The organism is Hymenobacter sp. UYCo722, assembly GCF_040547115.1.
Classification (GTDB): Bacteria; Bacteroidota; Bacteroidia; order Cytophagales; family Hymenobacteraceae; genus Hymenobacter.
On sequence record NZ_JBEPPC010000005.1, the window covers coordinates 87,839 to 114,336 of the forward strand.

The window sequence follows — 26,498 nt, forward strand, 5'->3', positions numbered from 1 at the left end:
GGCCGAAGCACCTCTGCCGCGTCGTTGCAGCGACTGGATTAGGGATGCTTCGGCCAGCGGACGCCAGCGGACGCATGACGGGCTGATTGACAAATTAACCGTCTAATTCACCACCAGCGTCATGATAGAATGCGCGGCGGCCGTGGTTTTGGCACCCTGGCCGCGCATCCAAAGCTGGAAATCCTGGGGCTTGTCGGTCTGGTTCATCACCACCACGGCCACGCTGCCGTCGGGGTTGCGGTAGGCGGTGGTTTGCAGGGCGTCGCGGTTGGCGGCGGCGCTGATGCGCTTGGCACCGGGCCGGATGAATTTCGAGAAGTGGCCGATGTAGTAGTAGGCGCTGGTATAAATCAGCTTGCCGGCCTTGGTGTCGGCGATGACGGGGGCGAAGCAGAAGTTGCCGACGTGGTTGGGGCCGCCGGTTTCGTCGAGCAGTACGTTCCAGTCGGTCCAGCCCACGGTGCCGGCGTTGAAGTCGTTAATCATCGAGTTGCCGTATTTCTCGCCCAGCTTCCAGTCATCGACCTTGGCCAGGTCGAAGTCCTCCTTGCAGCCCTCGGTGAACAGCAGGTTGGTGTTGGGGAAAGCCTCGTGCACCCGCTTCTCATTATCGAAGAGCATGCTGCTGCCGGTCCAGGTTTCGTACCAGTGGTAGCCGATGCCCCACACGTACTTGGCCGCTTCGGGGTCGCTGAGCACGGTGCTGGCCCGCTGAAACAGCAGGTCGCGGTTGTGGTCCCAGGCAATGAGCTTCTTGCCGCCCAAGCCGCCCTTGGCCAGCGTGGGGCCGAGGTAGCCCTTGATGAAATCCCGCTCTTCTTCGCCACTAAACACGCACGACTCCCATTTTTGGGTGGCCATGGGCTCGTTCTGCACCGTGAGGCCCCAAACGGGAATGCCCTGCTGCTCGTAGGCTTTGATGAACTTTACGTAGTAGTTGGCCCAGGCCTGGCGGTACTGGGGCAGCAGCTTGCCGCCGTGCAGCATCTCGCCGTTGGTTTTCATCCAGCCGGGCGGGCTCCAGGGGCTCACAAACAGGGTGAGCTGCCCACCGGCGGCCGCCATCACCTGCTTGATGAAGGGAATGCGGAATTGCTCGTCGTGCTGCACGCTGAACGTTTTCAGGGCTTCATCCTTCTCGGCCACATAGGTGTAGCTGGCGCTCGAAAAGTCGGAGCTGTGAATGCTGGTGCGGCCCAGCGTGTAGCCAATGCCACCCGTTGGGCTGTAATAGGCCTTGAGAAACTCCTGCTGCTGGGGCTTGGGCAGCTTGGCGAAGGTTTCGGCCGAGGCATCGGTGAGGGCCCCGCCAATGCCCAGCATGGTCTGAAACGAGTGGCCGGGGTCGACAAACACGCAAACCTGCGTTTCGAGCGGCTGCGCGGCCGGCGCGAACCGGAGGTCGCTGCCGGCCGCCAAACGCTGGCTGCTGCCCTGCACCGTGGCAAAAACACGGGCCGTTTTGCCGGCCGCCGAGTAAGCGGCCATAGCCGGTTTGGCCGGCCCGACTGCTTTGGCGGCGGGGGCTTTTTGCGCGCCGGCGGGGCCAAAAGCCAGGGCCGAAAGGAACAGGAGCGGCGGGAATTTTGAGGACATAGCGGGAAGGGAATTACGCAGCAATAAACGCTATTGCTTCGTGAATTTGAATGCGGAAGTGAAATTGGAACCCACGAGACGAACAACGTAAAGGCCCGTTTTAAGGGCGGAAATATCCACAGTATTCTGCCCGCCCACGGCCTCGCAGGTCAGGGCCAGCACCTGGCGGCCGGTGGTGTCTACCACGGTGAGGCGGTGGGTTACCACGCTGCTGGGTACCTCGTAGGTAAGCGCGTTCAGTACCGGACTGGGGTAGAAGCCGGCCGCGGCCGCTTTGGCCCGGCCGCTGGCCAAGACCGTGCTGCCCACCACGCCAAACAGAAATTTCTCGGTGGCGGCCAGCGTGGTTCGGGTGCAGGTTATGGCCTGCGTGCCGTTTTCCGACGACACGTAGCCGCCGTTGCTGCCGCGCAGCGAAATGGTACCGTCGGCGTTGATAACCCAATCGAACCGCTCGGAGGCTCCCGCCGTAGCGCGGGTGCAGGACATGGCCTGCGTGCCGTTCTCCGACGACACGTAGCCGTTGGTAACGCTGTTGCGCAGGGACACTTTGCCGCTGCCCACGGCTTCCACCGCAAACTGCTCCCAGGCCCCGTAGATGGCCCGCTTGCAGGTCATGGCCTGGAAGCCGCCTTCGCTCGACACGAATTTGCCGTTGCTGCCCCGCAGCCACACCACGCGGTTGAGCGGGGCCACCGCGAGGCCCTGGTAGCTGCCGCCGTCGGGGTAGTTCACGATGCTGTTCTGGTTGGGGGCCAGGGCTGCGAGCGCGGTGTTGGGGACGGCGCTGGCAAACAGAATGTTGGTGAGCACTTGGGGCAGTCCGGCCGGGCCGTCCACGATGTAGGGCGGCGGAATGTGCAGCAGCGCCGCGTTGTTGCCGTTTTCGAAGCGCTTGTACGTCCAATGGCACCAGCCAATGCCCACCGAGTTCAGGCTCTGGGCCGCGTCGTGCATCCAGGCGTCGGTGTTTTCGCCGGTTTCGCCCACCCAGATGGGCACGTTCCAGGTGCTGCGGAAGCGGGTGAGGTTGCCAATAGTGCGCAGGCTGTTGGGATTGCCCGCGTCGGTGCTGCCCACGTTGTTGTCCAGCAAATAGCCCGCGCCACTGTAGCGGTGCGAGTTGTAAACCAGGTTGGCCTGATTGGTGAAACTGTTCTTGGTGAGCTGGTTGAAATCGTTGCCGTAGCCATTGCCTTCGAGCAGCAGCAAGTGGTTGTCGCCCTGCGCCCGCACGGCATTAATGAGCCGCTCGAACAGGTCGTGAATCGGCTGATTGGCGGGCACGTTGTTGGGTTCGTTCAGCAGGTCGTACATCGCCACCCGGGCGTCGTTCTTATAGCGGGCCGCCAGCTTTTCCCACAGCCGCACCGTGATGTCCTGGTAAATGGGCTGGTTCCACAAATCCAGCGGCTGCAGGGCATCGGCGATATTCACGTCGGTACCCTGCGAGCCGGGAGCGGCGTGCAGGTCGAACACCACGTACATGTTATTAGCCGCGCACCAGGTCAGTACGTTGTCAATCAGGCGGTAGGCCTCCATATTGGCTGGGTCGGTGAACAGCTGGCTGCTGTTGTACCAGCCAGTGAGCGAGCTCACATAGGCCGCGTAGGTGGTGGTGCCGTGCAGCACATCGTTGCGCACGGCCCGTTGCGCGGGCGTCAAAAACAGGTCGTAGTGCAGCGGCAGCCGGATGCAGTTGAAACCCTGCGAAGCCAGGAAATCAATGTCGGGCTTGGTAATAAAGTTGTTGCGGTAGCCTTGGTAGAAGGCTTCCACGGCCGCGTCGGTCATGCCGGCGGCGTAGAGGGTTTGCTTCACCGCGCCCTGCGTTTGCTTACCGCCAATGCCTGCCCAGCCCGGCTTAATAATGTAGCCTTCCTGTAAATTCCAGCCGCCGAGGTTCACGCCGTTCAGCAGTACTTCCTGGTTGGCGGCGTTCACGATTTTGGGTCCGGCGGCGTGCAGGAAACTCTGGGCTCGGGCGGCGGTGGCCGGGCCCAGCAGCGCCAGCAGCAGCAGCAGCCAGCGCCCGCGAAAGCAAGCGCTGCCGAAGGCGGCGAGGTAGCAGGGTGCCTGGTTAATGCGCATACGGAACGGGGGAAGAGTGGGGTAGCTAAAAAATCCCTGTGCCCGGGCCAAGGCCCGCCCGGGGCAAGCAAATGTAGCCGCCACCCGAGTAGCGAAAGCGGGCAAAAACGGCCTACTGGCAACATTCGCGGCCTTTTGCGTCTGGCATCATACACCTAGGGCACACGCTAAACCAGCCCCGCGCCGCCCTTTTCTTCGTTCATCACCTTCAAAATATTCGTTAAAAAACACGCATAAAACCCAGCCTCGGGCTGCAGCTTACGACCAGGCTGGGTGCGGTGAGGGCAGAATCGTGGTTGCCGCAACCAAGCGGCCCACCAGGGGCGGCCCGCCCAGCGTGCCTCTTTTTTGCTGGGCGAATACAACCAAAAGCCGGGGTGCACCGCCCCGCCGGCCAATTGCCCTGGCTGCGGCGCGCGGCTTGCGGCCGCCGTAGCAACCGCTGCATCCGCGCGCCAACTGGGGGGCGAATCGGGAGTGAGATGCCTGCGCGTCACCTTCATCTCAGGCGGCGCAGCAGGTGGGGGTGGCGGCTAGCCGCGGGCTATTGCCAGTGCGCGGGGCAGCAGCCCGAATCGGAAATTAACAATTGGACAACACGCAAAATCCGGTCAGGAAAGTTCTCTGGCCATTAACTTAGCCCGAAATGGCGGGCACTCCGAGCGAGCGCGGCCGCCCGAGCCCGTGCCGCGGCCGGCCGCGAAACCGGTGGTGCGTGCCCGGCGCAGGGGAGCCAGGCTTTTTAATTTGACGCTTAATCTTTCAATAAGATGCAAACTCGCCGGGCTTCCCTCACCGATTTGGCCACGGCTCTTCAGCTTTCGCCCTCCACGGTGTCGCGCGCCCTGGCCGACCACAAGGACGTGAGCGAGGCCACTAAGCGGCGTGTGCGCCAGCTCGCCGCCGAGCTCCACTACCAGCCCAACCAACTGGCGGCTTCGCTGCGCCGGGGCCGCACCCACACCATTGGGGTACTCGTGCCGCACATCACCGGCCACTTTTTCCCGCAGGTGCTCGACGGCATTGCCGCCGAGGCCAGCAAGGCCGGCTTCAGTGTTATGATTTTCCAGTCGAACGAAAATGCGGCCCAGGAAAAGAAGAACATTGAGCTGCTGATAAATTCGCAGGTCGAGGGCATTCTGGTGTCGCTGGCCAACACGACCACCGACTTCAGCCACTTCGAGCTGGCCCGGCAGCAAAACGTGCCGCTGGTGTTTTTCGACCGCGTGCTGGACAATTTCCGGGGCGATAACGTGAGCGCCGTAATTCTGGATGATTACCTGGGTGCCTATCAGGTGGTGTCGCACCTCATCGAGCAAGGCTGCACCCGCATTGCCCACCTCACCGGTCCGCGCCAGCTCAACATCCACCGCAACCGCCACCAGGGCTACCGCGACGCCCTCACCGCCCACGGCCTCGAAATCAACGAGGAGTACATCGCGCAGTGCGAAATGAGCCAGCAGGGCGGGGCCCGGGCCATTGCCGAGATGCTGAAGCTGGCCCAGCGGCCCGATGCCGTGTTTGGCTCCAATGATTTGGCGGCGGCCGGGGCCATGCAGGTTATCAAAGCCCACGGCCTGCGCGTGCCGCACGACGTGGCCGTGGCCGGCTTCAGCAACGAAGCCTTTGCCACCCTCACCGAGCCCAACCTGACCTCAGTGGACCAGGGCTGCGAAACCATGGGCATCTCGGCCGTGCGCCTGCTCCAGAAAATCCTCAACCCCAACCCCGACCGCCTGGCCCAGCCCCGCAACGTGGTGCTCAAGCCCCGGCTAATTGTGCGCGAGTCGTCGCAGCGCCGGTAAGCTGGCACAAGCCAGGCCCGGGCCCAAACGCGAAAAGTCCCGGCCGTTGGTACGACCGGGACTTTGCTGTAGAGAGAGGATTCGAACCTCTAATTGTACTAGCGAGATAGGCTAGCGCGTCTGCCAGTTCCGCCACCCCACAAGGTTTGGTAATTCAAACTTAAACAACTATTTGGCAATAAGCAAATATTTAATAAGATTATTTTTGTGTTAATAGTTGCATAATGTACACAATTAGGGCCTCGGCCGGCCCGGTTGAGAAGTCAGAAACTTCGTCTATTAGCTGGAATCATGGATTGCGCCGCCCGGCTTATCTCAATCCTTTGTGTCTGAATAAAGGGCCAATCTAGGGCTCAAATAACGTGAAAGCAAAAGCACGTCGGCCGCCGGGCCTGAAAAAAGTGCCCCGACCCCAGTAAGTGGTCCATCATGAATGTCAGGCGGATAGCGGCGCAATGGTTAGCGCGAACGAGCGTTTGGGTCGATGGGCCTCGGAGCCGGGGGGTATCTTTGCGGGCCGGCTCCGGGGCTGGCTTTCACCCGTGAACCCCACTGCGCTGCGCAAAATTATCCACCTCGACATGGACGCGTTTTACGCCTCGGTGGAACAGCGCGACCAGCCTGCCCTGCGCGGCCGGCCAGTGGCGGTGGGTGGGGCCCGCGAGCGGGGCGTGGTGGCGGCGGCCAGCTACGAGGCCCGGCAGTTTGGGGTGCGCTCGGCCATGCCCTCGGCCACTGCGCTGCGCAAGTGCCCCGAGTTGGTGTTTGTGCCGCCGCGCTTTGCGGTGTACAAGGAAGTGTCGCGCCAGATTCACGCCATTTTTGCCGAGTACACGCCCATTATCGAGCCGCTCTCGCTTGATGAGGCCTACCTCGACGTGACCGAAAACCTGGCGGGCATCGCCTCTGCCACCCAGATTGCGCGCGAAATCCGGGCGAAGATTCTGGCCGAAACCGGCCTGACGGCTTCGGCGGGCATTTCCTACAATAAGTTTCTGGCCAAGTTGGCCTCCGACTACCGCAAGCCCAACGGGCAGTTTGTGGTGCGGCCCGGCCAGGGGCTGGCCTTCGTGGAAGGGCTGGCGGTGGGCCAGTTCCACGGCATCGGGCCGGTCACGGCGGCACGCATGAACCAGATGGGCGTGTTCACAGGGGCCGATTTACGGGTCCAGCCGGTGGAGCTGCTCACCCGGCATTTTGGCAAGGCCGGGCGCTACTACCACGCCATTGCCCACGCCGAAGACCACCGCCCCGTGGTGCCCGACCGCGTGCGCAAGTCGGTGGGCTCGGAAACCACCTTTGCCCACGACCTGCACAAGCTGCCCGAGTTGCTGGCCGCGCTGCCCCCGCTGCTGGCCGACGTGTGGGCCTACTGCGAGCGCACCGGTGGGCGGGGCCGCACAGTCACGCTCAAGGTCAAGTTTGCCGATTTTCAGCAAATCACGCGCAGCCGCAGCGGCGTGGGGTCCGTGCCCGATGCCACCACGCTGGCTCGCCTGAGCCGCGAGCTGGTGGAAGGCCTGCTGCCGCTGCCCAAAGGCGTGCGCCTGCTGGGTATCACGCTCTCGAACCTGGAAGCTGGTAGCGAGGGAGCCGGGCAGCAGCTGAAGCTGGCGCTATAGGAGTTGGATGGGAGCAGGGCGTCTTTTTTCTGCGGGGCGCGTATGGTCCTTCAAACGCTTGAGGACTTATGACGCTCGCTACTTTCTGGCAAAACCTGCGCCACGCCCTGCGGGCACACAAAATGCTCTTGCTGGCTTTGCTAATGGGCCTGGTACTGCCGTGGGTGGTGTTCGTGAACGTGGCCGAGGACATCTGGGAATCGGGCGGCTTCGTCGGCGACAAGCGAATTCTGGAGTTTCTGCACGCCCACGCCACGCCGGGGCTCAATAAGCTGGCGCTGGCCCTGACGGCGGCCGGCGACCCGCTGCCGATGGGGATGCTGGCGGTGCTCATCACGCTGGGCCTGGCCATATGGGGTACGCGCCAAAAGGCGTGGTTTTTTGGGCTGTCGGTGGGCGGGGCAATGGCGCTGAACCTGCTGGTGAAGGTGCTGTTTGCCCGCCCCCGGCCCAGTTTATGGCTAAGCCTGAAACCAGCGTTCTACTACAGCTTTCCGAGCGGGCACGCCATGGGGGCGGCAGCCGTGGCCACGGCCCTGGGTTTCCTGCTGTGGCAGCACCGCGGCCAGTGGCTGACCTGGACCCTGGGGCCGTTATTTGCGCTGGGTGTGGGCTGGAGCCGCGTGTACCTGGGCGTGCACTACCCCTCCGACGTGCTGGCCGGCTGGACGGGCTCGGTGGGCTGGGTGGCGGTACTGCACGTGTTGTTTTCGCCCGAGTTTCATGAGCTGCGGCGGTTTTGGCGCGAGGCCCTGCACCGGCGGCTGCCCAGCCTGGTGTCGCCGCCCAATGAAGCTCATCCCGACCCCGCCTAGCCGGCGGGGCTGTTACTCACCGGCATTTTCTCCCTGGTCACCTTCATGCTGATTTCGCCTCCACGCCCGCTCGCTCACGCAGCGCCGAAGCCCGGCCTGCTGCGACTGGCTTTGCTGGTTTCGGTGGTCATTTTTGCTTATTTGGCCGTGGTCGTGGTGCGCGCCGGCCGCCTGCCCTGGGATGCTCCCATTCTCGAATACTGGCACCGCCACGCCACGCCGGCGCTCGATAAAGTGGCTGTGTTCTTCACCATCGTGGGCAATACCGGGCCGATGGTGGGCCTCGGGCTGCTGGTATTTGCGGGGCTGCTGGCGCGGCGGCAGGGGCGGGCCGCCTGGGTATTTTTTGCGTCGGTAGGCGGGTCGATGCTGCTCACGCAGCTCATCAAGCCGCTGGTGGCACGGCCCCGGCCGGCGCTGTGGGCCAGCATCCGGCCCGAGCACACGTTCAGCTTCCCCAGCGGGCACGCCATGGATACGGCGGCCATTGCCACGGCCCTGGTGTTTTTGGTGTGGGGCTGCCGCCGGCGCGGCGGGGTATTTCTGCTGGCCCCGCTGTTTTCGCTGGCCGTGGGCTGGGCGCGCGTGTATTTGGGCGTGCACAACCCGTCGGATGTGCTGGCCGGCTGGGCGGCGGCCGTGGCGTGGGTGGTGGCCGTGCAATTGCTGGCCCGGCGCACGTCCGCTCCTGCTCAGATTGGAAGTGAAGCCCGCTAGGCGACCGGTTATTCCCGCGCCAGGCGCTGGTACTGGCCATTGAGCTCCAGCAGATACACGCCCGCTGGCAGCGGCCGGCCCCCAGTATCCGTCCCCGCCCACTGCACCGCGCCGGAGCCGGCCGCCGCTGCCATTACGGGCACGCTGGCCACCAGCTGGCCCGTCAGCGAGTACACTCGGAGTACGTAAGTCCCCGGCCGGGCCACTTCGTAGCTGATGGTCGTTTCGTCGGAAAACGGGTTTGGGTAAGGGGCATTCAGGCTGATGGCCGCCGGCGCGGCGGCCGGCTTATTCACCGCCAGCGCGGTGCCGAACACCCGGACCGTGGCTGCCTGGTGCCGCCACCGAAACCGCACTCGCAGAACTTGCGCCGCCGCGTCGAAATAAGCCGCCGAGTCGAGGGCCGCGTAAGCTGCCGCCGATGCGGCCAGCGGCACTGGCTGGCCCTGGTAGGTTACCGCGCCGGGCGCTGTCCGCACGCGCTGAATGGCGTATTCGACCACGCGGCGGCGGGGGGCGCCCGCGTAGCCGGGGCCGGTGGCGGTGGCCGTCAGGGTGTAATCGGCCGCGCCGGTGGGCTGGTCCTGGAAGTGCAGCAGCTGGTATTGATTCCTGGCATAAGCATCGGGTGTGCGGCCATCGTCGTCGTACACCACGGCGGGCCGGCCGGCCACGCCCGGCGCAGGGTAGTAGCTGATTTGCAACGTGTCGAGCACACTTTGGGCCGTGCTGGCGCGGTAGGGCTGCGTGGCGACCAGGCTGCCGGCGCGCACCAGCAGCGGCAGGCGGGCCAGCGGCGCGGGCACGGTAGCGGTGCTGCCACCGGCATACTGCTGGTTGGTCCAGTAGTCGAGCCAGGGGCTGCCGGCGGGCAGGGCCACGGTGCGCTGCGTCTGGCCGGGATTGAGGATGGGGGCCACCAGCAGGTTATCGCCCCAGAGGTAGGCGTCGTTGGCATTCGCATAGCTGCTCGTGGTTAGCGGTTCGCTGAAGTCGACCGGGCGGGCCAGGGGCGCGCCGGTCTGGCTGTTTTCCCAGGCCAGGGTGTAGGTGGTGGGCAGCAGGCGGTGGCGCAGGCGGGCGTAGTCGCGCACAATGGATTTGTAGGGCTCGGGGTAGTTCACCGGCTCGGTGGGCACGCCTTCGCCGTGGGCCCGCATGATGGGCGTGAAGGCCGCGAATTGCAGCCAGCGGGTGTACAGCTCGTTGTTCTGGCCGCCGCCCGTGAAGCCTCCGGCATCGGAATGCTCGTAGCCCACCCCGCTCAGCCCCATGCCCAGCATAATGGGCACCTGCGCCTGCAGGCCGCTCCACGAGCGCTGCACGTCGCCGCTCCAGGGCGTGGCCCCCAGCCGCTGCATGCCCGCGAAGCCCGAGCGCGCGAGGTTGAACAGCCGCTGGGCTGGGAACTCAAGCGCGTATTTTTCCTGCAGCAGCGCGGCCCACTGGCTGGCGAAGCCGTTGTGCACTTCCCGCGCCGTGCCGCCAAAATGACGCATGGCATCGGGGTGGGTTTCGGGCTCGCCGAGGTCGGACCACCAGCCGGCCACGCCCTCCCGCACCCGGGCGCGGTAAAAGGGCCACAGCCAGGCGCGGGCGGCCGGGTCGCTCATATCGAGCAGGCCCGCGCTGCCCGCCCAGAAATTGCCGATGACGTAGGGCGCGCCCGTCGTGGTGCGGGCCAGGAAGCTGCCGGCGCTGGCGGCCGCGTAGTTGCGGCTTTGCTGCGTGAGGTAGGGCTCGGCAATGAGCACGGTTTTCACGCCCACCGAGTCGAAATCGCGCATCATCCGCGTCGGGTTAGGGAAGCGGGTGCGGTCCCAGTCGAGGTCGCCCATGCGGCTCATGCCGCCAAACCAGTACAAGTCGAGCACCAGCCCGGACAGCGGGAAACCCTGGCTCCGCATGGTTTGCACGATGGTGCGGGCCTCGGCTTCGGTCTGGTAGCCGTATTTGCTCTGAATATAGCCCAGGGCCCAGCGCGGCGGCAGCGGCTGCCGGCCCGTCAGGGCGGTGTAGGCGGCGAGCAGGCCCGGTAAGTCAGGCTGCCCGAACACGAAATACGTCAGCTGGCTATTCTCGGTGCCGAATTCCAGCGCCGCGTTATCAGCCTGGCCTAGGTCGAGGTAGCCGGGCCGCGCATCATCAAAAAACAGCCCGTAGCCGCGCCCGCTCAGCACCAGCGGAATGCTGATATTGAGGTTGGCCTCGCCGTTCTGGTAGCCGTAGTGGGCCTGGTTGTAGAGCTCCACGCGTTGCCCGCGCCGGTTGGTGGGCAGGGCGCGGGCCCCGGTGCCGTACAGGGCCTCGCCGGCCTGCAGCCCGAAGCGAACCCCGCGCCGGCTGCCGGTTTCGAAGTAGCCGGGCGTTTCGGCCAGCAGGGTATCGGAGCCGCGCAGGTAGCGCAGCCGCAGCGGGTTTTTCTCGATGAGGACCGTGAGGCCCGGCGCGGCCAGCGTGAGGCGGGCCGGGGCATCGGCCACGGTGCCGGCCGGAGCGGCGGGGGCGGCACTCACGGCCAGGCTGGGCGCGGGCGTAGTCGCCGTGCCGCTCGGGTAAAATGCCACCCGAAGCACCGCCGGCGCGTATGGCTGCACCGTGAGCGTGGCCCCATCCGACGCCACAACGGTGAGTACGCCGCCGCTCCATTGGTGGCTCTGGTAGCTGCGCGCAGTGGCCGCGTACAACGGCAGCACGACATCGCCGCCGCCGGCAGCCCGGCCCGAAAGTGACCCGTCGGCATTCCGAAAAACAAAGGCGAAGTAGTTGACCTGCTCGCCCGCTGCCAGCCCGTAAAAAGCGTCGGGGCGGATGCGCAGTGCGTAGCGGTGGTTGCCCAGCGCCCGCATTTTCAGCTTGGGCAGGATGGGCGTCCAGGGGCCCTGCACGTGCTGCCAGTCGATGGGCGAGGTGCTGGCCGGAGTAATGACGCCGGTGTAGGCATATACGTCGCCGGCCCAGGCGGCCAGGCCGGCAGTGCCCCGCGTAGCATCAAAAGTGATGGTGAGCGAATCGCGGAGGCTGGCGGGCTGGGCGGGCGCAAGCGTGGCCACGGCCTGCGCGGCGGCTAGCCCGGGCAGCAGCAGTAGCAGCAGTAGTGCCGGCAGTAGCCGATGCCGGAAATAGCGAAAAGACATTGGGAGAAAGGTGCGAAGTGTCAACTGTTATCAGATTGCAGCCGCGTGCCAGCTCCAAAATCGCAACCCGAAATTTACGGTTGCGGGGGGGCGTCGGCCTCGTACCAGATGCAGGGCACGCCCTGCACCAGAAAGCGCGGCCCCTGCCGCATGCCAATTTCGGTGAGAATTCGCCGCGAAGCCACGTTATGCCAGTCGGCGTAGGCGCAGATGCGGGGCAGTCGCAGCGTTTCGAACGCATAGTCGAACCAGGCGCGGGCCGCCTCAAAGCCGTAGCCCTGGCTCCAGAAGCGCGGAATGAAGCGGTAGCCCAGGTCGTAAAAATTGGTTTCGTTGTTAATGGGGCCGGCCACCAGCTTCAGCCCGGCCCAGCCCATAAACTCGCCGGTTTCGCGCAGCACCACGGCCCACCGCCCAACACCGGTTTCCGCGTATTGCTGCTGGATGAATTTGATGACCGCCGCGCTTTGGGCAGGCTCGCTCACCATCTGCCCGCCGATGCCGCCCAGGTAACGGTGCACGGCCGGGTCCGAGTCGAGCTCAAACATCCCCGCCGTATCGTCGGCAGTAAGCGGGCGGAAGTGCAGGCGGGCAGAATCGAAGGGTTGCATAAGAAAGGAGCACCGGCTTCAGCTGGTGCCGGTAAGTTTTTGATGAGCCAGCGCGCGCCAACGACGCACAAGCTGAAAGCATGGGCTACAAAGTTACCGCGTCAGAATCAGCCGCTGGTGCTGGCCGGCCGTTTCGGCGGTATATACGCCGGGCGGCAGGGGCTGGCCGGTCGCGTCGCGGGCATCCCAGGCTAGGTGGTGCGCGCCGGTAGTGGCAGCCAGCGGCAGCGTGCGAACCACCGTGCCCCGGGCGTCATGTACGCGCAATTCGGCTGCGCCAGGGGCGTGCGTGGTATAGCGCAGCGTGGTGCCCTGGGCACCAAAGCTGCGCTGGTCGGGCGCTTCGAGCGTCAGGGTTTCGGGCGCGGCGTTGGTTGCCGGGGCGGTGTTCAGGCGCAGGCCGCGCAGTTCCAGGGTCGCATCCGGCTTGGCGAAGGCAAACGCAACATGCAGCTCGCCGGTGGCCGGCGCAAACGTCACGGCAGTTGCCGGCAGCGGCTGGCCATCGAGCAGCACTGCCGTGGGGGCCGCCGCCACCCGCGCCACCAACAGCTGCACCGTGCGCCGCGTGGGCTGGCCGGGGTAGTGCCCGCCCTTGGCGTGCAGCTCCACGGTGGTTTGGGCCGCGCTGAAATGGCCGCTGAGCGCCAGCAGGTCAAACTCAGACTTGGCCAGAGCCTGGGCCGAGTGGCCGTCGTCCTCATAGAGTGTGAACTGCGATTCCGGATTTTGCGGCTCCGGGTAGTAGCGCAGCAGCAGCGTATCGGCCCGAAACTGGTCGGTGCTGGGCCGGTAGGCCGTCATCGGCAGCATTGCCCCGGCCCGCACCAGCAGCGGCGTGTGGGCCAGCGGCGCGGGCACGGCCACCGTCCGGCCGCCGGCATGTGTCTGGTTAGTATGGAAGTCAATCCAATTGCCGGCGGGCAGCGTCACGTTGCGCTGCCGCTGGCTCGGGTTCATCACCGGAGCCACCAGCAGGCTGGGACCGAGCAGGTATTGGTCGTCAGGGAAAGTTGAAAATTTAGGATTCGCGGGCGGCGTGTTTTCCTCGCTCACTGCGCTCGCAGTGCCTATCACCTTTTCACTTTTCACTCTTAAATCAAAGTCCATGCTCCGCACCAGCGGCGCGCCCGTGGTCGTGTTCTGCCAGGCCAGGGTGTACAAATAGGGCAGCAGCTCATACCGCAGGTGCACGGCATCGCGCACCGCGCTTTTGTAAGGGTCGGGGTAGAAGTAAGGCTCGGGCGGCACGCCTTCGCCGTGGGGGCGCAAAATGGGGCAGAGGCTGGCCATCTGCAGCCAGCGGGTGTAGAGCTCGGGGTCGATGTCGCCCGCGCAGAAGCCGCCGGCGTCGGAGTGCATGTAGCCCACGCCGCCCTGGCCCATGCCCAGCATCACCGGCACCTGGGCCTGGAAGCCGCTCCACGAGCGGTTGATGTCGCCCGACCACGGAAACACGCCGTTGCGCTGCAGGCCCGCCCAGCCCGAGCGGGCCAGGTTGAACACCCGCTCCTCGGGGAATTCGCGGGCGTAGTTGTCGCGCAGAATACCGGCCCACACCTGCCCGTAGGCATTGTGCACGGACCGCGCCGACCCCGTGACGTGGCGCATGGCGGCGGGGTGGTTTTCGGGCTCGCCGAGGTCACTCCACCAACCAGCTGCGCCCTGGTTGTGCAGGCGGCGGTAGTTGCCCCACAGCCAGTCGCGGGCCGCCGGCCGAAATACGTCGACGATGCTGGCCGGCCCGGCCCAGAACGAACCCACCGTGAACGGCCGGCCCACCGAGTCGGTGCCCACCAGCGCCTGGGTGCGCACGAGGCTGTCGTTGCGCGAGGTGCGCATCACGTAGGGCTCCGAAATCAGGATGGTTTTCACGCCCTGCTGCTTCAGACGGCCCATCATCCCGGCCGGGTCGGGGAAGCCGGCGGGCTCCCAGGCGAAGTCGCCCTGCTTTTTGGTGCCGCCAAACCAGTACAGGTCCAGCACCAGCGCATCGAGCGGGAAGTTTTCGCGGCGCATGCGACCGGCCACCTGCTGTATTTCCGTATCCGACTTGTAGCCAAACCGGCTCTGAATGAGCCCCAGGGCCCAGCGCGGCGGTAGCGGCTGCCGCCCCGTCAGGGCCGTGTAGCGGTCGAGGATTTCGGCCTGGTCGCGGCCCGTTATCACGAAGTAGGAGAGGGAGCGGAGGCCCTCGCCGCCGTATTCGAGCACGTTGGGGTCCGTCTTGCCCAAGTCGAGGTAACCGGGCGCGTGGTTATCGAAAAACAGCATATACCCCCGGCTGCTGAGCACCGTGGGCAGCGCGATGTTCAGGTTGGGCTCGCCGTTGCGCGAGGCGTAGTGGGCCTGGTTGTAGAGCTCCAGGCGGTAGCCGCGCCGGTCCAGCGGCAGGGCGCGCGAGCCGGTGCCGTACAGCCGCTCGCCCGGTGCGAGGCGGAAGCGCACGCCCACGCCGCCGGGCTCGGGTAGGGTGGCCGGGGTGGGGGCGGCGGCCTGGCGGCGGAAGGCACCCATTGCTTCGGCAATCAGCGTGTCGCTTCGTTGCAGGATGCTCACACGAAGCGGGTATTTGCGAATGACAGCACGTAAGCTGCCGCCAAGAGCGACCCGTAAAAATTGCCCGTCGTCATCAAGCGGCAATGAAGCCGATGATGTCACTTTCTGCACCACGCTTACCGAACTGTCGGCATCTGTATTCAACCCTCTGGCGGCTGTGAAGAAACCGATTTTTACGATACCTGGTGCCCAGGATTGTATTTTCAGCGAACTGTTATCGTCCGCCCGAATCAGTAGAGTATTGCCATAATGGGCACTTCTTAAGTACCGCCCGCCCGGCACTGTCCGCGCCGGCACCACGCGCCGCCCGAACGGGTCTGTGGCCGGCGGGCCACCCCCGGCCCGCTGGGCAAACGACGGCGCGGACAGCAGCAGCAATAGCGCGGCCCGCGCCCAACTAGAAACATAAGCACGAAAAAAATCCTTCATCAACAACGAATCAGTGGGAGGCGGCAAGTTACGGCTGGCGACTGCCGGAACATGCCCATCATAAGCTGCATCGAACATTTTTCGGAGGGGCTGATTGAGGGTAAGCTGAACAATATGCCTTATATCGAGATACGTCCCGCTGCGGGATATAATACCTTTGCCCCATGACGCCTAAGTCGCCCGCTTCCCCGTACGCCGCCGTTTTCATCGATTTTGAGAACGTGTACTACTTCCTCAAAAACCACTTCCACGACCCGCCCGACCTCAACGACATCTGCCTGGACATCGTGAGGACCCTGCGCGAAAAGCTCAGCGCGATGGGCCTCGACAGCCTCATCAGCTATGCCTACGCCGATTTCGAGCGTCTGGCCACCGCCCCCCAGGGGGCCCTCTACCTAATGGGCGTGAGCACCCGCAACGTGCTGGGCACCGACCACAAAAATGCCGCCGATATGCAGCTCTGCATCGACGCGCTGGAGGTGATGTACACCCGGCCCGACATCGGCACGTTCGTGCTCGTGGCCGGCGACCGCGACTACATTCCCGTGCTGCAGCACCTGCGCCGCCAGGCCCGGCAGGTGCTGGTAGCGGGCTTCCGCGAGTCGGTATCCGGTGATTTGCTCCAGAACATCGGGGCCGCCCAGTTCATCGACGCCCGCGATTTGCTCACGCCCGCCCGCGTCGAACAGCTCGAAAAGCGTCGTGCCGACCGTCAGCGCACCATCGAGGAAAGCCGCCGCCTCCGCGAGCAGGGAACGGCCGGCGTGGCCACGGCTGCCGCCCTGGCTGCCGCCCTGGCTGCCCGCGCCGCCGCGCCCGATGCAGTTGATGCGGCTGATAGCTCCGCCGAAGCAACGGCCAGTGTGCCGCAGCCCCGCATCACGCCGGTGCCGTCGGCCACGGCCCCGCGGCCCGCGGCTGCGGCCAAGCCGTTCCTTTCGCGCGCCGCCGATGAGGTGCCCGATTTCGCGCCCAGCCGCCCGCTGGCCACCGATACCGAGCGCCGCACCCTGGCCTTCATGCTGCTCGAGTTTCAGAAGCTCGAAGCCAAGCAGCAGCGCCGCGTGCCCGAGTTGTGGCTGGGCCCCTTCATGCGCCTGCTTACCGATGAGCTGCCCGAATTGCCCGACTACGAGCGCCGCGATATCCTCAACAAGCTGCGCGACGCCGGCACCATCCGCATCGAAAAGCGCGAGGGCGAGCCGCACCCGTTTTCCGTCATCGTGGTCAACTACAGCCACCCCGATGTGCAGGCCCTACACCCCGGCGAGTAGCATTTTCGGTCGCTGCTTAACCCCCGGCAGCAGGAAAGGTTTGTTATCAAATCGCATTAAAATAAATGCCAGAATTTTGTATGTCAGAAAGTTAACAACTCCGGGATTGACGGGTTGCTAAGGCATAAATTCACCTAACAAACTTTCTTTCATCATGGATAATACCCAATCCCAAAGCAGCGCGGGCACCAGCCAGCTCGACGCTACCATCAACGCTCTGCAGGGTGGCCTAAGCGCCGCCGCTGGTGCCGCCGGCCCCAACATTGCCGGCTGGATTAAGACCCTGCAAGGCAATCAGCAGCTATCCGGCATCAGCTCGGAGCTGCAAAACCTGCACGATGCCCTGAGCAGCGGTTCTTCGGATACCGGTGCGCTGGCCAAAAGCCTGAGCACCCTCGGCGAGCACACCACGAAAGTGGCCGATGCCGCTACGCCCGATGCCCAGGACAAACTGCGCCAGTTGGGCCAGGCCCTGAGCTCGGCTGCTAGCCAGCTGAAAGGCTAACCCCTAGCAAGTACCTGCCTCAACGGGCACCTCGAGCTACGGCCCGGGGTGCCCGTTTTGCGTACTCGGGCCGGCGGGCCGGGTAGCGGTTTACCTGCCCGGCTGCGTATCTTCGCGGCCGAAACCAGGCCGGGCGGATGCTTCATTCGTGGCCTCGTCGCCGTACCATCTCACTTATAAAGTTTATACCATGAGCTTTTTCTCCGAAGCTGAAACCAGCATTCGCCTTCTTTTCGATACCGTCAACCTCGGCTTCAACGTGGACCCCAGCAAAGGCCAGGACCATATTGAAAACTGGATTCAGCACCTGCGTAGCATCGACCAGCCCGCCACCCGGCCCCTCGTGGCCGAGCTCGAAACCCTGCGCGGCCACGTGAATGCCAACAACGCCGCCGCCATGGCCGAATCGTTCCAGATGCTGGGGGAGCTGACGGCCCAGGCCGCCGCCGGCACCCACAGCTTCAAGGGCGAGGGTGATAAAGCCCGCGAGCTGAGCCAGAAGCTCATCACCGCCGCCGGCAACCTGCGCCTGGTAGCCCGCCAAACGCCGGTGCAGCACTAGTTTCGGCTTGATTGGGCCCCAAACGTCCTGAACAAAAGAACGTCGTAAGAACGTCATGCTGAGCGAAGCCGAAGCAGCTCCACCGCAAGAGTAATCATTTACTACCGCGATAGAGATGCTTCGGCTTCGCTCAGCATGACGTTTTTTTATGATTAACCATTAACAGCTAACCATTCACCATTATCTCTAATACCCCAGCGCCGTGTCGTCGCCGCGCGGGTCGGCCCCGCCTTCGAGCACGCCGTCGGGGCGGACGTGGATGAGGTCGAGGCGGCCCCAGGGCAGGCGGGGGTTGAGGCGGTAGCCATGGGCGCGCAGGGTGTCCTGGGCGGCGGGCAGCAGGGCCCCGGCTTCCACGTCAAGCTGGTCGGGCAGCCACTGGTGGTGCAGGCGCGGCGCGGTCACGACCTGTTGGGCGTTCAGGCCGTAGTCGACAATGCCCAGAATGCTCTGCAGCACGCTGGTGATGATGGTACTGCCGCCGGGCGAGCCCGTTACGAGGGCTACTTTGCCGTTGCGGGTGAGGATGGTGGGCGTCATGCTGCTGAGCATGCGCTTGCCGGGCGCAATGGCGTTGGCGGTACCGCCCACCAGCCCGTAGGCGTTGGGTACGCCGGCTTTGGCCGAGAAATCGTCCATCTCATTATTCAGCAGAAAACCGGCACCGGGCACTACTACTTTGCTGCCGTAGGCCCCGTTGAGGGTCGTGGTGCAGCTCACGGCGTTGCCGAAAGCATCTATAATGCTGTAGTGGGTGGTTTCGGAGCTTTCGTAGCCGGCCAGCTTGGCCCCGGCGGCCACGCTGGCGCTGGGCGTAGCCCGGCCCCGCGAACGAAACGAGGCCGCGCGCTGGCGGTTGTAATCCGTATCGAGCAGCTTCTGCACGGGCACGGTGCCAAAATCGGGGTCGCCGAGGTAGGTGGCGCGGTCGGCGTACACGCGCCGCTCGGCCTCCGTCAGGTAGTGCACGGCCAGGGGCGTGTGGTAGCCGGCCTGGGCCAGGTCCACGGGTTCCAGCATTTGCAGCATTTGCAGCAGGGCCACGCCGCCCGAGCTGGGCGGCGGCATCGTAATCACGTCGTAGTCGCGGTAGCGGCCCCGCAGCGGCTCGCGCCACTTGGCCTGGTACTTATCGAGGTCGGTCTGGCGCACCAGGCCCCCGCCGCGCTGCATGGCGGCTAGCAGCAGGCGGGCGGTTTCGCCCTGGTAAAAGCCGGCGCGGCCCTGGTCGCGCACGCGGGCCAGGGTGCGGGCCAGCTCGGGCAGGTGCAGCGTATCGCCGGCCTGCCAGTCGCTGCCGCCGGGGCGCAGGTAGGCGGGCGTGCTGCCGGGGTTGTATTTCTGAAAATCGGCGCGGGTGCGGTTCAGGCCGGCGGCCTCCTTCGCGGTGAGGGCGACGCCGCGCGTGGCCAGCGCCACGGCCGGCTGCACCAGCGTGGCCCACGAGAGCTTGCCCAGCTGCTTGTGCAGCAGGGCCATGCCGGCGACCGTGCCGGGCGTGCCCACGGCCAGCGGACCGGCGGTGCTCAGGTCGGGCACTACGTTACCGCTTTTGTCGAGGTACATGTCACGCGAGGCACCGGCCGGGGCCGTTTCGCGGAAATCGAGCGCGCCGGCCGAGCCGTTGCGGTCGCGGTAGAGCAGGAAGCCGCCGCCGCCAATGTTGCCGGCCAGGGGCAGGGCCACGGCCAGCGCAAACTGCACGGCCACGGCCGCGTCGTAGGCATTGCCGCCGCGCTGGAGTATCTGGGTGCCAATTTTAGAAGCCTCGGGGTGAGCCGATACCACCATGGCGTAGCGGGCCAGCCGGGGCGCGGTGGCCGGGGGTAGGGGCGAAGCCAGCGAGCCTTCGAAGGCGCGTGAGGTGGAGGTAACGGGGCGCTCGGCCGAGCAGGCCAGCAGTAGGGCCAGTGGGATAGCGAGTAAACGGTGCTTCATCAGGGTTGGGAATAGAATGCCAAAGTACGCCAAAGCCCGGCCTTGAAGAGGATGTTGCCGGAGAAAATACGGATTATTGGTTGCGCAACCGATGGCACGGCGGCTCCCTGGTAGCAGTGCCCGCGCCGGTTACTTACATTTGGCCTAAACCGACTCTTCCATGGCTAAGAAAACAACTGCGGCTCCGGCTGCCGCCCCAGCTCCCGCCGCCACGGCTGGCTCATCGGCCAAGGCTGCTGCAAAACCAGCGGCTAAGCCCAACGCCGCGTCCGTCGCGAAAGCGGCTCCGAAGTCAGCTGCTTCGCCCGCCGCCAAACGGCCTCAGCCCGCCACCAAATCGGCTCCGACTCCGGCTAAAGCTACTGCTGCGGCCAAAACCACCGCTGCCAAAACCCGCCGCCCCACTCCGCTGACGCTCGTGAAAAATGACCCCTGGCTGGCTCCCTTCGAAGACGTGCTGCGGGCCCGCCAGGCCCGCCTGCAGGCACGGCTGGCCGAAATTGAGCAGTACCACGGCTCGCTGGCCAACTACGCCACTGCCCACCAGCAGCTGGGCCTGAACCACGATGCCGCGCGCGGCGGCTGGGTATACCGCGAGTGGGCTCCCGGGGCCCGGGCACTCGCGCTGATTGGCGATTTTAACGGCTGGGACCGGCAGGCCAACCCGCTGCAAAAGCTGGATTTTGGCGTGTGGGAAGTGTTTTTGCCCGACGGGGAATATGACCAGCGCCTGAGCCACGGCAGTCGCTTTAAGGTGCACGTTGTGGGGGAAGCCGGCGGCAAGGACCGCCTGCCCGCCACCCTGCGTCGCGCCGTGCAGGACGACGAAACCAAGGACTTCGCCGGCCAAGTCTGGCGGCCGGAAACCGAATTCGTCTGGACCGACCAGCAGTTCCGGCCCGCCGCTGCCGTGGGGGAGCCGCTGATTTACGAGGCCCACGTGGGCATGGCCACCGAGGAAGGCCGGGTGGGCAGCTACCGCGAGTTTGCCGAGAATATCCTGCCCCGCATCGCGGCCGACGGCTACAACACCGTGCAGCTGATGGCCGTGATGGAGCACCCGTACTATGGCTCGTTCGGCTACCACGTGGCTAATCTGTTTGCCGCCAGCTCCCGCTTCGGCACGCCCGAGGACCTCAAGTTTCTCATCGACGAGGCCCACCGGCGCGGCATTGCCGTGCTGCTCGACATCGTGCACTCCCACGCCGTGAAGAACGAAGCCGAGGGCCTGGCCGATTTCGACGGCTCCGGCAACCTTTACTTCCACAAGGGTGAGCGTGGCAACCACCCCGGCTGGGATAGCAAACTATTCGACTACGGCCGGCCCGAGGTGCAGCAGTTCCTGCTCTCGAACCTGCGCTACTGGCTCGAAGAATTCCACTTCGACGGCTTCCGCTTCGATGGTGTGACCAGCATGCTCTACCACCACCACGGCGAGGGCGTGGCCTTCGTGGGCTACGATAACTACTTCGGCCCGGCCGCCGATGAAGACGCTATTCTGTATTTGCAGCTGGCCACCACGCTGGCCCACGAGTTCAAAAAAGGCAGCCTGCTGATTGCCGAGGACATGAGCGGCCTGCCCGGCCTGTGCCGCCCAATCAAGGAAGGTGGCGTGGGTTTCGACTACCGCCTGGCCATGGGCATTCCGGACTACTGGATTAAGCTACTCAAACACACGCCCGACGAAAACTGGCCCCTCGGCGACCTCTGGCACACCCTGACCAACCGCCGGGCCGGCGAAAAAACCATTGCCTACGCCGAGAGCCACGACCAGGCCCTGGTGGGCGATAAAACCCTCGCGCATTGGCTTTTCGATGCCGGCATCTACGCCCACATGCACGTGGCCGACGGCGACCCCGGCGCGGCGCGGGCGCTGGCGCTGCACAAGCTCATCCGCCTGCTCACGCTGGCGGCTGGCGGCGAGGGCTACCTAACCTTCATTGGCAACGAGTTTGGCCACCCCGAGTGGGTCGATTTCCCCCGCGAGGGTAACAACTGGAGCTACCAGTTTGCCCGCCGCCAGTGGAGCCTGGGCGACAACCCCGAGCTGAAATTCCACCAGTTGGGGGAATTTGACAAGGTCATGATTCACCTGGCCAAATCGCAACACCTGCTGGCCGCCGGACCAGCGGTTCTACTCAAGCACGATGAGGAAAATAAAGTCCTGATTTTCGAGCGGGGCGGCCTAGTATTCGTGGTCAATTTCCACGTCGAAAAAAGCCTGACCGACTACCGCTTCTGGGTGACGGAGGAAGGCAAATACCGCGTGGTGCTGTCGTCCGACAACGGCCGTTTCGGCGGCTTCGACCGGCCCGACGAGCGCTACGCGTACGAGACGTTTGAGCACCAGCTCAGCCTGTACCTGCCGAGCCGGGTGGCGCTGGTGCTGGCGCGGGGGTAGCCCACAAAAAGGCGGGCGGCAAAGTCGTTGGCATCAGATTCGGCGTTGCGCCCGGCCTGGGTCCGGCGCTAGGTCGTAACCCGTCAGCCCGCGCTGAACTTGCCCGGGCAGGCAATATAATTCGGGCTTTTACGAATTTTTTTCTTGTTGCGGAGCCGTGTTTTCTATGGGACATCGTTGCCGACCTGCTGCGCTTACTGGCTCAAAAGCGGGGTGGGCGTTTGTGTCGGAAGTGTAATGGGAAATACGAAAAGGGTGTTATTGAGGCTTTTAAAGGGTTTTTGAGGGTGTCTGCGTAACAGCCGGTGGATATATTTGGCCCAGTCGTCGGCCTCGTGAGATGGACGGCGGCTTCCACTTCACCCTCTAATTCCCACGCTTTATGAACAAACGTTTCCGCACTGGCGGGGCGCTGGTGCTTGCCGTGCTCGGCAGCGCAACCGCCCACGCCCAAACCTATAAGGCCACCCCCGTGTGGGCCGATGAATTCGACGGCACGGCCGTGAACACTTCCAACTGGTCTTTCGACACCGGCAACAACGGCGGCTGGGGCAACCACGAGTGGGAGAATTACCAACAAGCCAACGCTACCGTGGGCGGCGGGGTGCTGGCCATCACGGCCCGCAAGGAATACCTGAACGGCTCGTGGCAATACACCTCGGCCCGCATGAAAACCCGCAACCTGCAGGATTTCCGGTTCGGCAAAGTCGAGGCCCGCATCAAGATGCCGCTGGGACGCGGGCTGTGGCCCGGCTTCTGGATGCTGGGCAGCAACGAAACCGCTGCCCGACCCTGGCCCCTGTGCGGCGAGATTGACATTATGGAGCACGTGAACGCCGACAACGTGACCCACGCCACCGAGCACTGGGACAACGGCGGCCACGTGCAGTACGGCACCACCGGCACCATTCAGGCCCCCACCGACGGCTACCATACCTACACCCTCACCTGGGACACCAACTATATCCACACCTTCGTGGACGGCGTGGGTTACCACGACTTCAAGATTGCCGGGGGCGTGGGCAGCACCGAGGAGTTCCAGAAGCGCTTTTATATTCTGCTAAACCTGGCCGTGGGCGGTGACTTCCCCAACGTGACCAGCATCGACGAGAGCAAGCTGCCCGGCACCATGTACGTCGACTACGTGCGGGTGTATGAGGAGTCCGCAGCCCCGGTGGTGAACCCGGCCGTGGTGCTCGAAGCCGAAAACGCCAACGCCGCCCACGGCATGCTGGCCGAAGCCTGCCAGGATGCGGGCGGAGGTGAAAACATGGGTAATATCAACGCCGGCGACTACCTCAAGTTCAACGTCAACTTCCCGGCCCCGGGTAGCTACGTGGTGGAGTACCGGGTGGCCAGCGGGGCTGCCGGCGGCACCATTTCCTGCGACCTCAACGGCGGGGCCACCCAGCTGGGCAGCACCACCGTGCCCGGCACCGGCAACTGGCAGACCTGGACTACCGTGTCGAAGGTCGTGACCGTGCCGGCCGCCGGCACCTACGACTTCGGCGTGTACGCCCAAACCGGCGGCTACAACCTCAACTGGGTGCGCATCAGCCGGGGCTCGGTGCTGCTGCAGGCCGAAAATGCCAACGTGAACAGCGGCATGGTGGTGGAGAGCTGCACCGATGCCGGCGGCGGCCAGGACATGGGCTACATCGACGCCGGTGACTTCCTCAAATTTAACCAGGTCGTGTTTCCCACCTCGGGCAACTACGTTATCGAGTACCGCGTGGCCAGCGGGGGCGGGGGCGGCACCATTTCTTCCGATTTGAGCGCCGGCGCCATTCAGCTGGGCAGCACGACCGTGCCCGGTACCGGCAACTGGCAGAACTGGACCACCGTGTCGCGCACCGTGTACGTGAACGCCGGCACCTACGACTTCGGCGTGTACGCCCAGACCGGCGGCTACAACCTCAACTGGATACGCATCAGCAAAGCCCCCAACGGTGCCCGCACGGCCCTGGCCAGGGCCACCCCCGGCGAGCCGGCGGCCCTGGTGCTCTACCCCAACCCGGCCACCGACCGCCTGACGCTGGACGCGCCGGCCAGCCTGCTGGGGGCCACGCTGCGCATCACCGACCTGGCCGGCCGCACGGTGTGGCAGGGCACCCACACCGGCGCGGCGCTTGACGTGGCGGCCCTGCGCCCCGGCCTGTACACGCTGGTGGTGGCGGGTCCCAGCCAGCCGGTGCTGGTGCGGCGCTTTAGCAAGCAATAGCGCCGCTGCCGCGAGGCTTAGGGGGGAAGCGCGGCGTGGCTGGGCTTCCCCCTTTTTCGTGGGCTTACGCTGCCGGCCCCGCCTGTGTATCTTTACTTTCCGCGTTTACCCGCTGCTGAATTTTATGTTCCCCGCTTCTCTTCTTCGCTTTGTGCTGCTGGTTGGGCTGCGGTGGGCGCGCGCCGAAGCCACCGTGCCGGTGGTGGTCGATGCCAAGACCGAAGTCATCCTGCTCGATAAAATCTATTTCGACGTGCTGGAAGACCCCACGGGCCGCCTCACGCTGGCTCAGGTGCAGCAGCCGGCGCTGGCCGCCCGGTTCGGGACGCTGCCCGGGCAGCCCTACACCATGCGGCAGCCCGGCGCGGCGTACTGGATGCGGTTTCGGGTGCGCAACGACGGCCCCCGCGCCAGCCAGTGGTTTCTGGAGCTGTTCGACTCGCACCTGGCCCGCGTGACGTGGTACCAGCCGCGCGGCCCCGGCCTGCCGCCCGATAGCGTGGTGACGGGGGCCGGCCGGCCCTACCTCAGCCGGTTCTACCAGTACCGCGACTTTATTTTCCCGCTGCAGCTGGCCCCGCGCAGCGAGCAGGTGTATTACGTCCGGCTGAGCTCGCCCACCAAAACCAGCCTGCGCAGCATCGTCTGGAACCAGCAGAACCTGGTTATTCACCTGCGCAACGACTCCATCTGGCTCGGCAGTTTCTACGGCATCCTGGGCATCATCGTGCTCTACAACCTATGCCTGTTTTTCTTTGTCCGCGAGCGCACCTACCTCTACTACATCCTCTACGTGCTCAGCTGCGGCCTGTTTTTCCTGTCCGAAGACGGGTTAGGCTTCGAATACCTCTGGCCCCGCCACCCGGCCCTGAACCTGGTCATCAGCGACTTCGCGCCCGTGCTGCTGCTGTTTCTGTTCGCGCTCTACTCGCACTATTTTCTGGATACCGGCCCGCGCTTGCCACGCTACAACCCCTGGCTCAAGCGCATCACGGTCCTCAGCGTGGTCCTGATTCTGCTCGACATCGTGGTACTGCGCAGCGGGCGCGGCTACTGGCTGTACGTGCTGCCGTACGCGGCCTACTACGCCGCCGGGGTGCTGCTGCTCCGGCAGGGCTCGAAGCCGGCCCGGTTCTACCTGGTGGCCAATCTGGTAGTGGCTATCAGCGTGGTGTTTCTGATTGCCCGCAAGCTGGGTATTGAGCTACTGAGCGACCAGCCCATCACCGTGTACAGCATGAACATCGCGCTGGTGCTGGAAGTATTCGTGCTGTCGTACGCGCTGGGCGAGAAAATTCAGGACATCCGCAACGACGCCCTGCGCACGCAGCAGCAGCTGCTGAAGCAGCTGCGCAAAAAGCACCGCGTGCAGGAGCAGCTCGTGGAGCAGCTGCGCCACAACCAGGACCTCAAGGACAACCTCAATGCCGAGCTGGAGCGGCAGGTGCTCGTGCGCACCGAAGAGCTGCGGCACCACGCCCAAACCATCGTGGGCCAGAATGCCGAGCTGTCGGATGCCGTGGCGCTCCTCAACCAGCAGGCTGCCACCATTGAGCAGCTCAACCACGAGCTCAAGCGCGACCTGCAGCAAACCCAGGAAGCGCGCGTGCTGAGCAAAGCCGTGAGCTTCGAGGAGTTCGGCACCACCTACCCCGACCGCGACGCCTGCCTGCGCTACCTGGCCGAGATTAAGTGGACCGCCGGATTCCGCTGCCGCAAGTGCGGCCACGAAAAAAGCTGCGAGGCCCGCGAGCCCTTCGCTCAGCGCTGCACCCGCTGCGGCTACGTCGAGTCGGCCACCGCCTACACGCCGCTGCACCGCTGCAAGTTCGACATCGTGAAGGCGCTTTACTGCATTTTCGTGGTGCACACCCAGCCGGGCAACTACTCGTCGCTGGCCCTGTCGCAAACGCTGCAGCTGCGGCGCGCCACCTGCTCCACGTTCCTGCAAAAGGTGCACGCGGCGGTGCTGGCCCGGCAGCAAGCCCCCGGCTACGTCAAAAACGAAAGCTGGACCAACGTGCTGTTCGAAGAGCACCAGCCCCTCGCGCCGGCCGAAGCCCACGCCACCTGGGCCAGCGTGGAGGAGGGGGAGTAACCGGTGACTTGGGCTGTCCGGGTGAGGGCTTGGGCGAGACGTTTAAGCACCAGCTTCGCCCGTACCTGCCAGGCTGGGTGGCGCTGCTGCTGGCGTGGGGCTAGCGCCTGGAAAGGT

16 protein-coding genes and 1 tRNA gene are annotated in these 26,498 nt (G+C 64.9%); 10 read left to right on the forward strand and 7 right to left on the reverse strand.

What is annotated here, in order from left to right:
- Positions 1-102 precede the first annotated feature (102 nt).
- Together ABIB44_RS13500 and ABIB44_RS13505 are read right to left on the reverse strand one after the other, a co-directional pair.
- Positions 103-1,596, reverse strand: coding sequence for a glycoside hydrolase family 30 protein (locus ABIB44_RS13500; RefSeq protein WP_354585170.1), 1,494 nt, complete (start codon positions 1,594-1,596; stop codon positions 103-105).
- A 30-nt stretch (positions 1,597-1,626) separates the two neighbouring features.
- The gene (locus ABIB44_RS13505; protein ID WP_354585171.1) at positions 1,627-3,687 is read right to left on the reverse strand and encodes a cellulase family glycosylhydrolase; all 2,061 of its coding nucleotides are present in this window, start codon (positions 3,685-3,687) and stop codon (positions 1,627-1,629) included.
- Between the two features lie 770 nt (positions 3,688-4,457).
- On the opposite strand from ABIB44_RS13505, the gene ABIB44_RS13510 reads away from it, so the two are divergent.
- Positions 4,458-5,492 carry a LacI family DNA-binding transcriptional regulator gene (locus ABIB44_RS13510; RefSeq protein WP_354585172.1) on the forward strand — a complete coding sequence of 345 codons (1,035 nt, stop codon included), beginning with the start codon at positions 4,458-4,460 and terminating at the stop codon, positions 5,490-5,492.
- Between the two features lie 66 nt (positions 5,493-5,558).
- Here the strand turns inward: ABIB44_RS13510 and ABIB44_RS13515 are convergent.
- Positions 5,559-5,634 (reverse strand) — tRNA-Asp (locus tag ABIB44_RS13515).
- Positions 5,635-6,034: 400 nt separating this feature from the next.
- On the opposite strand from ABIB44_RS13515, the gene dinB reads away from it, so the two are divergent.
- The 3 genes from dinB (at position 6,035) to ABIB44_RS13530 (ending at position 8,646) form a co-directional block, all read left to right on the forward strand.
- Positions 6,035-7,114: a DNA polymerase IV gene (gene dinB, locus ABIB44_RS13520; protein ID WP_354585173.1), complete on the forward strand. Its 1,080-nt coding sequence runs from the start codon at positions 6,035-6,037 to the stop codon at positions 7,112-7,114.
- Between the two features lie 68 nt (positions 7,115-7,182).
- Entirely contained in the window at positions 7,183-7,929 is a 747-nt protein-coding gene (locus tag ABIB44_RS13525; RefSeq protein ID WP_354585174.1) for a phosphatase PAP2 family protein, read from the forward strand.
- 45 nt (positions 7,930-7,974) lie between these two features.
- On the forward strand, positions 7,975-8,646 hold the full coding sequence (locus ABIB44_RS13530) for a phosphatase PAP2 family protein (RefSeq protein WP_354585175.1): 672 nt from the start codon (positions 7,975-7,977) through the stop codon (positions 8,644-8,646).
- An 8-nt stretch (positions 8,647-8,654) separates the two neighbouring features.
- On the opposite strand, the gene ABIB44_RS13535 is transcribed toward ABIB44_RS13530, so the two are convergent.
- From ABIB44_RS13535 to ABIB44_RS13545, 3 genes are all read right to left on the reverse strand, one after another.
- Entirely contained in the window at positions 8,655-11,783 is a 3,129-nt protein-coding gene (locus ABIB44_RS13535; RefSeq protein ID WP_354585176.1) for a TIM-barrel domain-containing protein, read from the reverse strand.
- A gap of 74 nt (positions 11,784-11,857) precedes the next feature.
- Positions 11,858-12,394: a GNAT family N-acetyltransferase gene (locus ABIB44_RS13540; RefSeq protein ID WP_354585177.1), complete on the reverse strand. Its 537-nt coding sequence runs from the start codon at positions 12,392-12,394 to the stop codon at positions 11,858-11,860.
- Positions 12,395-12,487: 93 nt separating this feature from the next.
- Positions 12,488-15,460, reverse strand: coding sequence for a TIM-barrel domain-containing protein (locus ABIB44_RS13545; protein ID WP_354585178.1), 2,973 nt, complete (start codon positions 15,458-15,460; stop codon positions 12,488-12,490).
- An 86-nt stretch (positions 15,461-15,546) separates the two neighbouring features.
- Between ABIB44_RS13545 and ABIB44_RS13550 the strand changes: the two genes are divergently transcribed.
- From ABIB44_RS13550 to ABIB44_RS13560, 3 genes are all read left to right on the forward strand, one after another.
- Positions 15,547-16,656: an NYN domain-containing protein gene (locus ABIB44_RS13550; protein ID WP_354585179.1), complete on the forward strand. Its 1,110-nt coding sequence runs from the start codon at positions 15,547-15,549 to the stop codon at positions 16,654-16,656.
- A 154-nt stretch (positions 16,657-16,810) separates the two neighbouring features.
- Positions 16,811-17,161, forward strand: coding sequence for a hypothetical protein (locus ABIB44_RS13555; RefSeq protein WP_354585180.1), 351 nt, complete (start codon positions 16,811-16,813; stop codon positions 17,159-17,161).
- Positions 17,162-17,351: 190 nt separating this feature from the next.
- The gene (locus ABIB44_RS13560; RefSeq protein ID WP_354585181.1) at positions 17,352-17,723 is read left to right on the forward strand and encodes a hypothetical protein; all 372 of its coding nucleotides are present in this window, start codon (positions 17,352-17,354) and stop codon (positions 17,721-17,723) included.
- 186 nt (positions 17,724-17,909) lie between these two features.
- Here the strand turns inward: ABIB44_RS13560 and ggt are convergent, their stop codons facing one another.
- Complete coding sequence (ggt, locus tag ABIB44_RS13565) at positions 17,910-19,661, reverse strand: gamma-glutamyltransferase (protein ID WP_354585182.1); 1,752 nt, start codon at positions 19,659-19,661, stop codon at positions 17,910-17,912.
- A 160-nt stretch (positions 19,662-19,821) separates the two neighbouring features.
- On the opposite strand from ggt, the gene ABIB44_RS13570 reads away from it, so the two are divergent.
- The 3 genes from ABIB44_RS13570 (at position 19,822) to ABIB44_RS13580 (ending at position 26,381) form a co-directional block, all read left to right on the forward strand.
- Positions 19,822-22,062 (forward strand): alpha amylase C-terminal domain-containing protein, encoded by a 2,241-nt coding sequence (locus ABIB44_RS13570; protein WP_354585183.1) that lies wholly within the window; start codon positions 19,822-19,824, stop codon positions 22,060-22,062.
- Between the two features lie 382 nt (positions 22,063-22,444).
- A complete protein-coding gene (locus ABIB44_RS13575) occupies positions 22,445-24,283 on the forward strand; it encodes a carbohydrate-binding protein (RefSeq protein ID WP_354585184.1) in 1,839 nt (612 codons plus the stop codon).
- 124 nt (positions 24,284-24,407) lie between these two features.
- Positions 24,408-26,381 carry a 7TM diverse intracellular signaling domain-containing protein gene (locus tag ABIB44_RS13580; RefSeq protein ID WP_354585185.1) on the forward strand — a complete coding sequence of 658 codons (1,974 nt, stop codon included), beginning with the start codon at positions 24,408-24,410 and terminating at the stop codon, positions 26,379-26,381.
- Positions 26,382-26,498 lie beyond the last annotated feature (117 nt).

What these genes read in the sequence shown, in the direction of transcription:
- ABIB44_RS13525 (WP_354585174.1), top strand. Translation starts at nt 7,183, where the DNA reads ATGACGCTCGCTACTTTCTGGCAAAACCTGCGCCACGCCCTGCGGGCA.
- ABIB44_RS13560 (WP_354585181.1), top strand. Translation starts at nt 17,352, where the DNA reads ATGAGCTTTTTCTCCGAAGCTGAAACCAGCATTCGCCTTCTTTTCGAT.
- ABIB44_RS13575 (WP_354585184.1), top strand. Translation starts at nt 22,445, where the DNA reads ATGAACAAACGTTTCCGCACTGGCGGGGCGCTGGTGCTTGCCGTGCTC.
- ABIB44_RS13570 (WP_354585183.1), top strand. Translation starts at nt 19,822, where the DNA reads ATGGCTAAGAAAACAACTGCGGCTCCGGCTGCCGCCCCAGCTCCCGCC.
- ABIB44_RS13540 (WP_354585177.1), bottom strand. Translation starts at nt 12,394, where the DNA reads ATGCAACCCTTCGATTCTGCCCGCCTGCACTTCCGCCCGCTTACTGCC.
- ABIB44_RS13550 (WP_354585179.1), top strand. Translation starts at nt 15,547, where the DNA reads ATGACGCCTAAGTCGCCCGCTTCCCCGTACGCCGCCGTTTTCATCGAT.
- ABIB44_RS13510 (WP_354585172.1), top strand. Translation starts at nt 4,458, where the DNA reads ATGCAAACTCGCCGGGCTTCCCTCACCGATTTGGCCACGGCTCTTCAG.
- ABIB44_RS13500 (WP_354585170.1), bottom strand. Translation starts at nt 1,596, where the DNA reads ATGTCCTCAAAATTCCCGCCGCTCCTGTTCCTTTCGGCCCTGGCTTTT.
- ABIB44_RS13580 (WP_354585185.1), top strand. Translation starts at nt 24,408, where the DNA reads ATGTTCCCCGCTTCTCTTCTTCGCTTTGTGCTGCTGGTTGGGCTGCGG.
- ABIB44_RS13505 (WP_354585171.1), bottom strand. Translation starts at nt 3,687, where the DNA reads ATGCGCATTAACCAGGCACCCTGCTACCTCGCCGCCTTCGGCAGCGCT.
- ggt (WP_354585182.1), bottom strand. Translation starts at nt 19,661, where the DNA reads ATGAAGCACCGTTTACTCGCTATCCCACTGGCCCTACTGCTGGCCTGC.
- ABIB44_RS13530 (WP_354585175.1), top strand. Translation starts at nt 7,975, where the DNA reads ATGCTGATTTCGCCTCCACGCCCGCTCGCTCACGCAGCGCCGAAGCCC.
- ABIB44_RS13545 (WP_354585178.1), bottom strand. Translation starts at nt 15,460, where the DNA reads ATGTTCGATGCAGCTTATGATGGGCATGTTCCGGCAGTCGCCAGCCGT.
- ABIB44_RS13555 (WP_354585180.1), top strand. Translation starts at nt 16,811, where the DNA reads ATGGATAATACCCAATCCCAAAGCAGCGCGGGCACCAGCCAGCTCGAC.
- ABIB44_RS13535 (WP_354585176.1), bottom strand. Translation starts at nt 11,783, where the DNA reads ATGTCTTTTCGCTATTTCCGGCATCGGCTACTGCCGGCACTACTGCTG.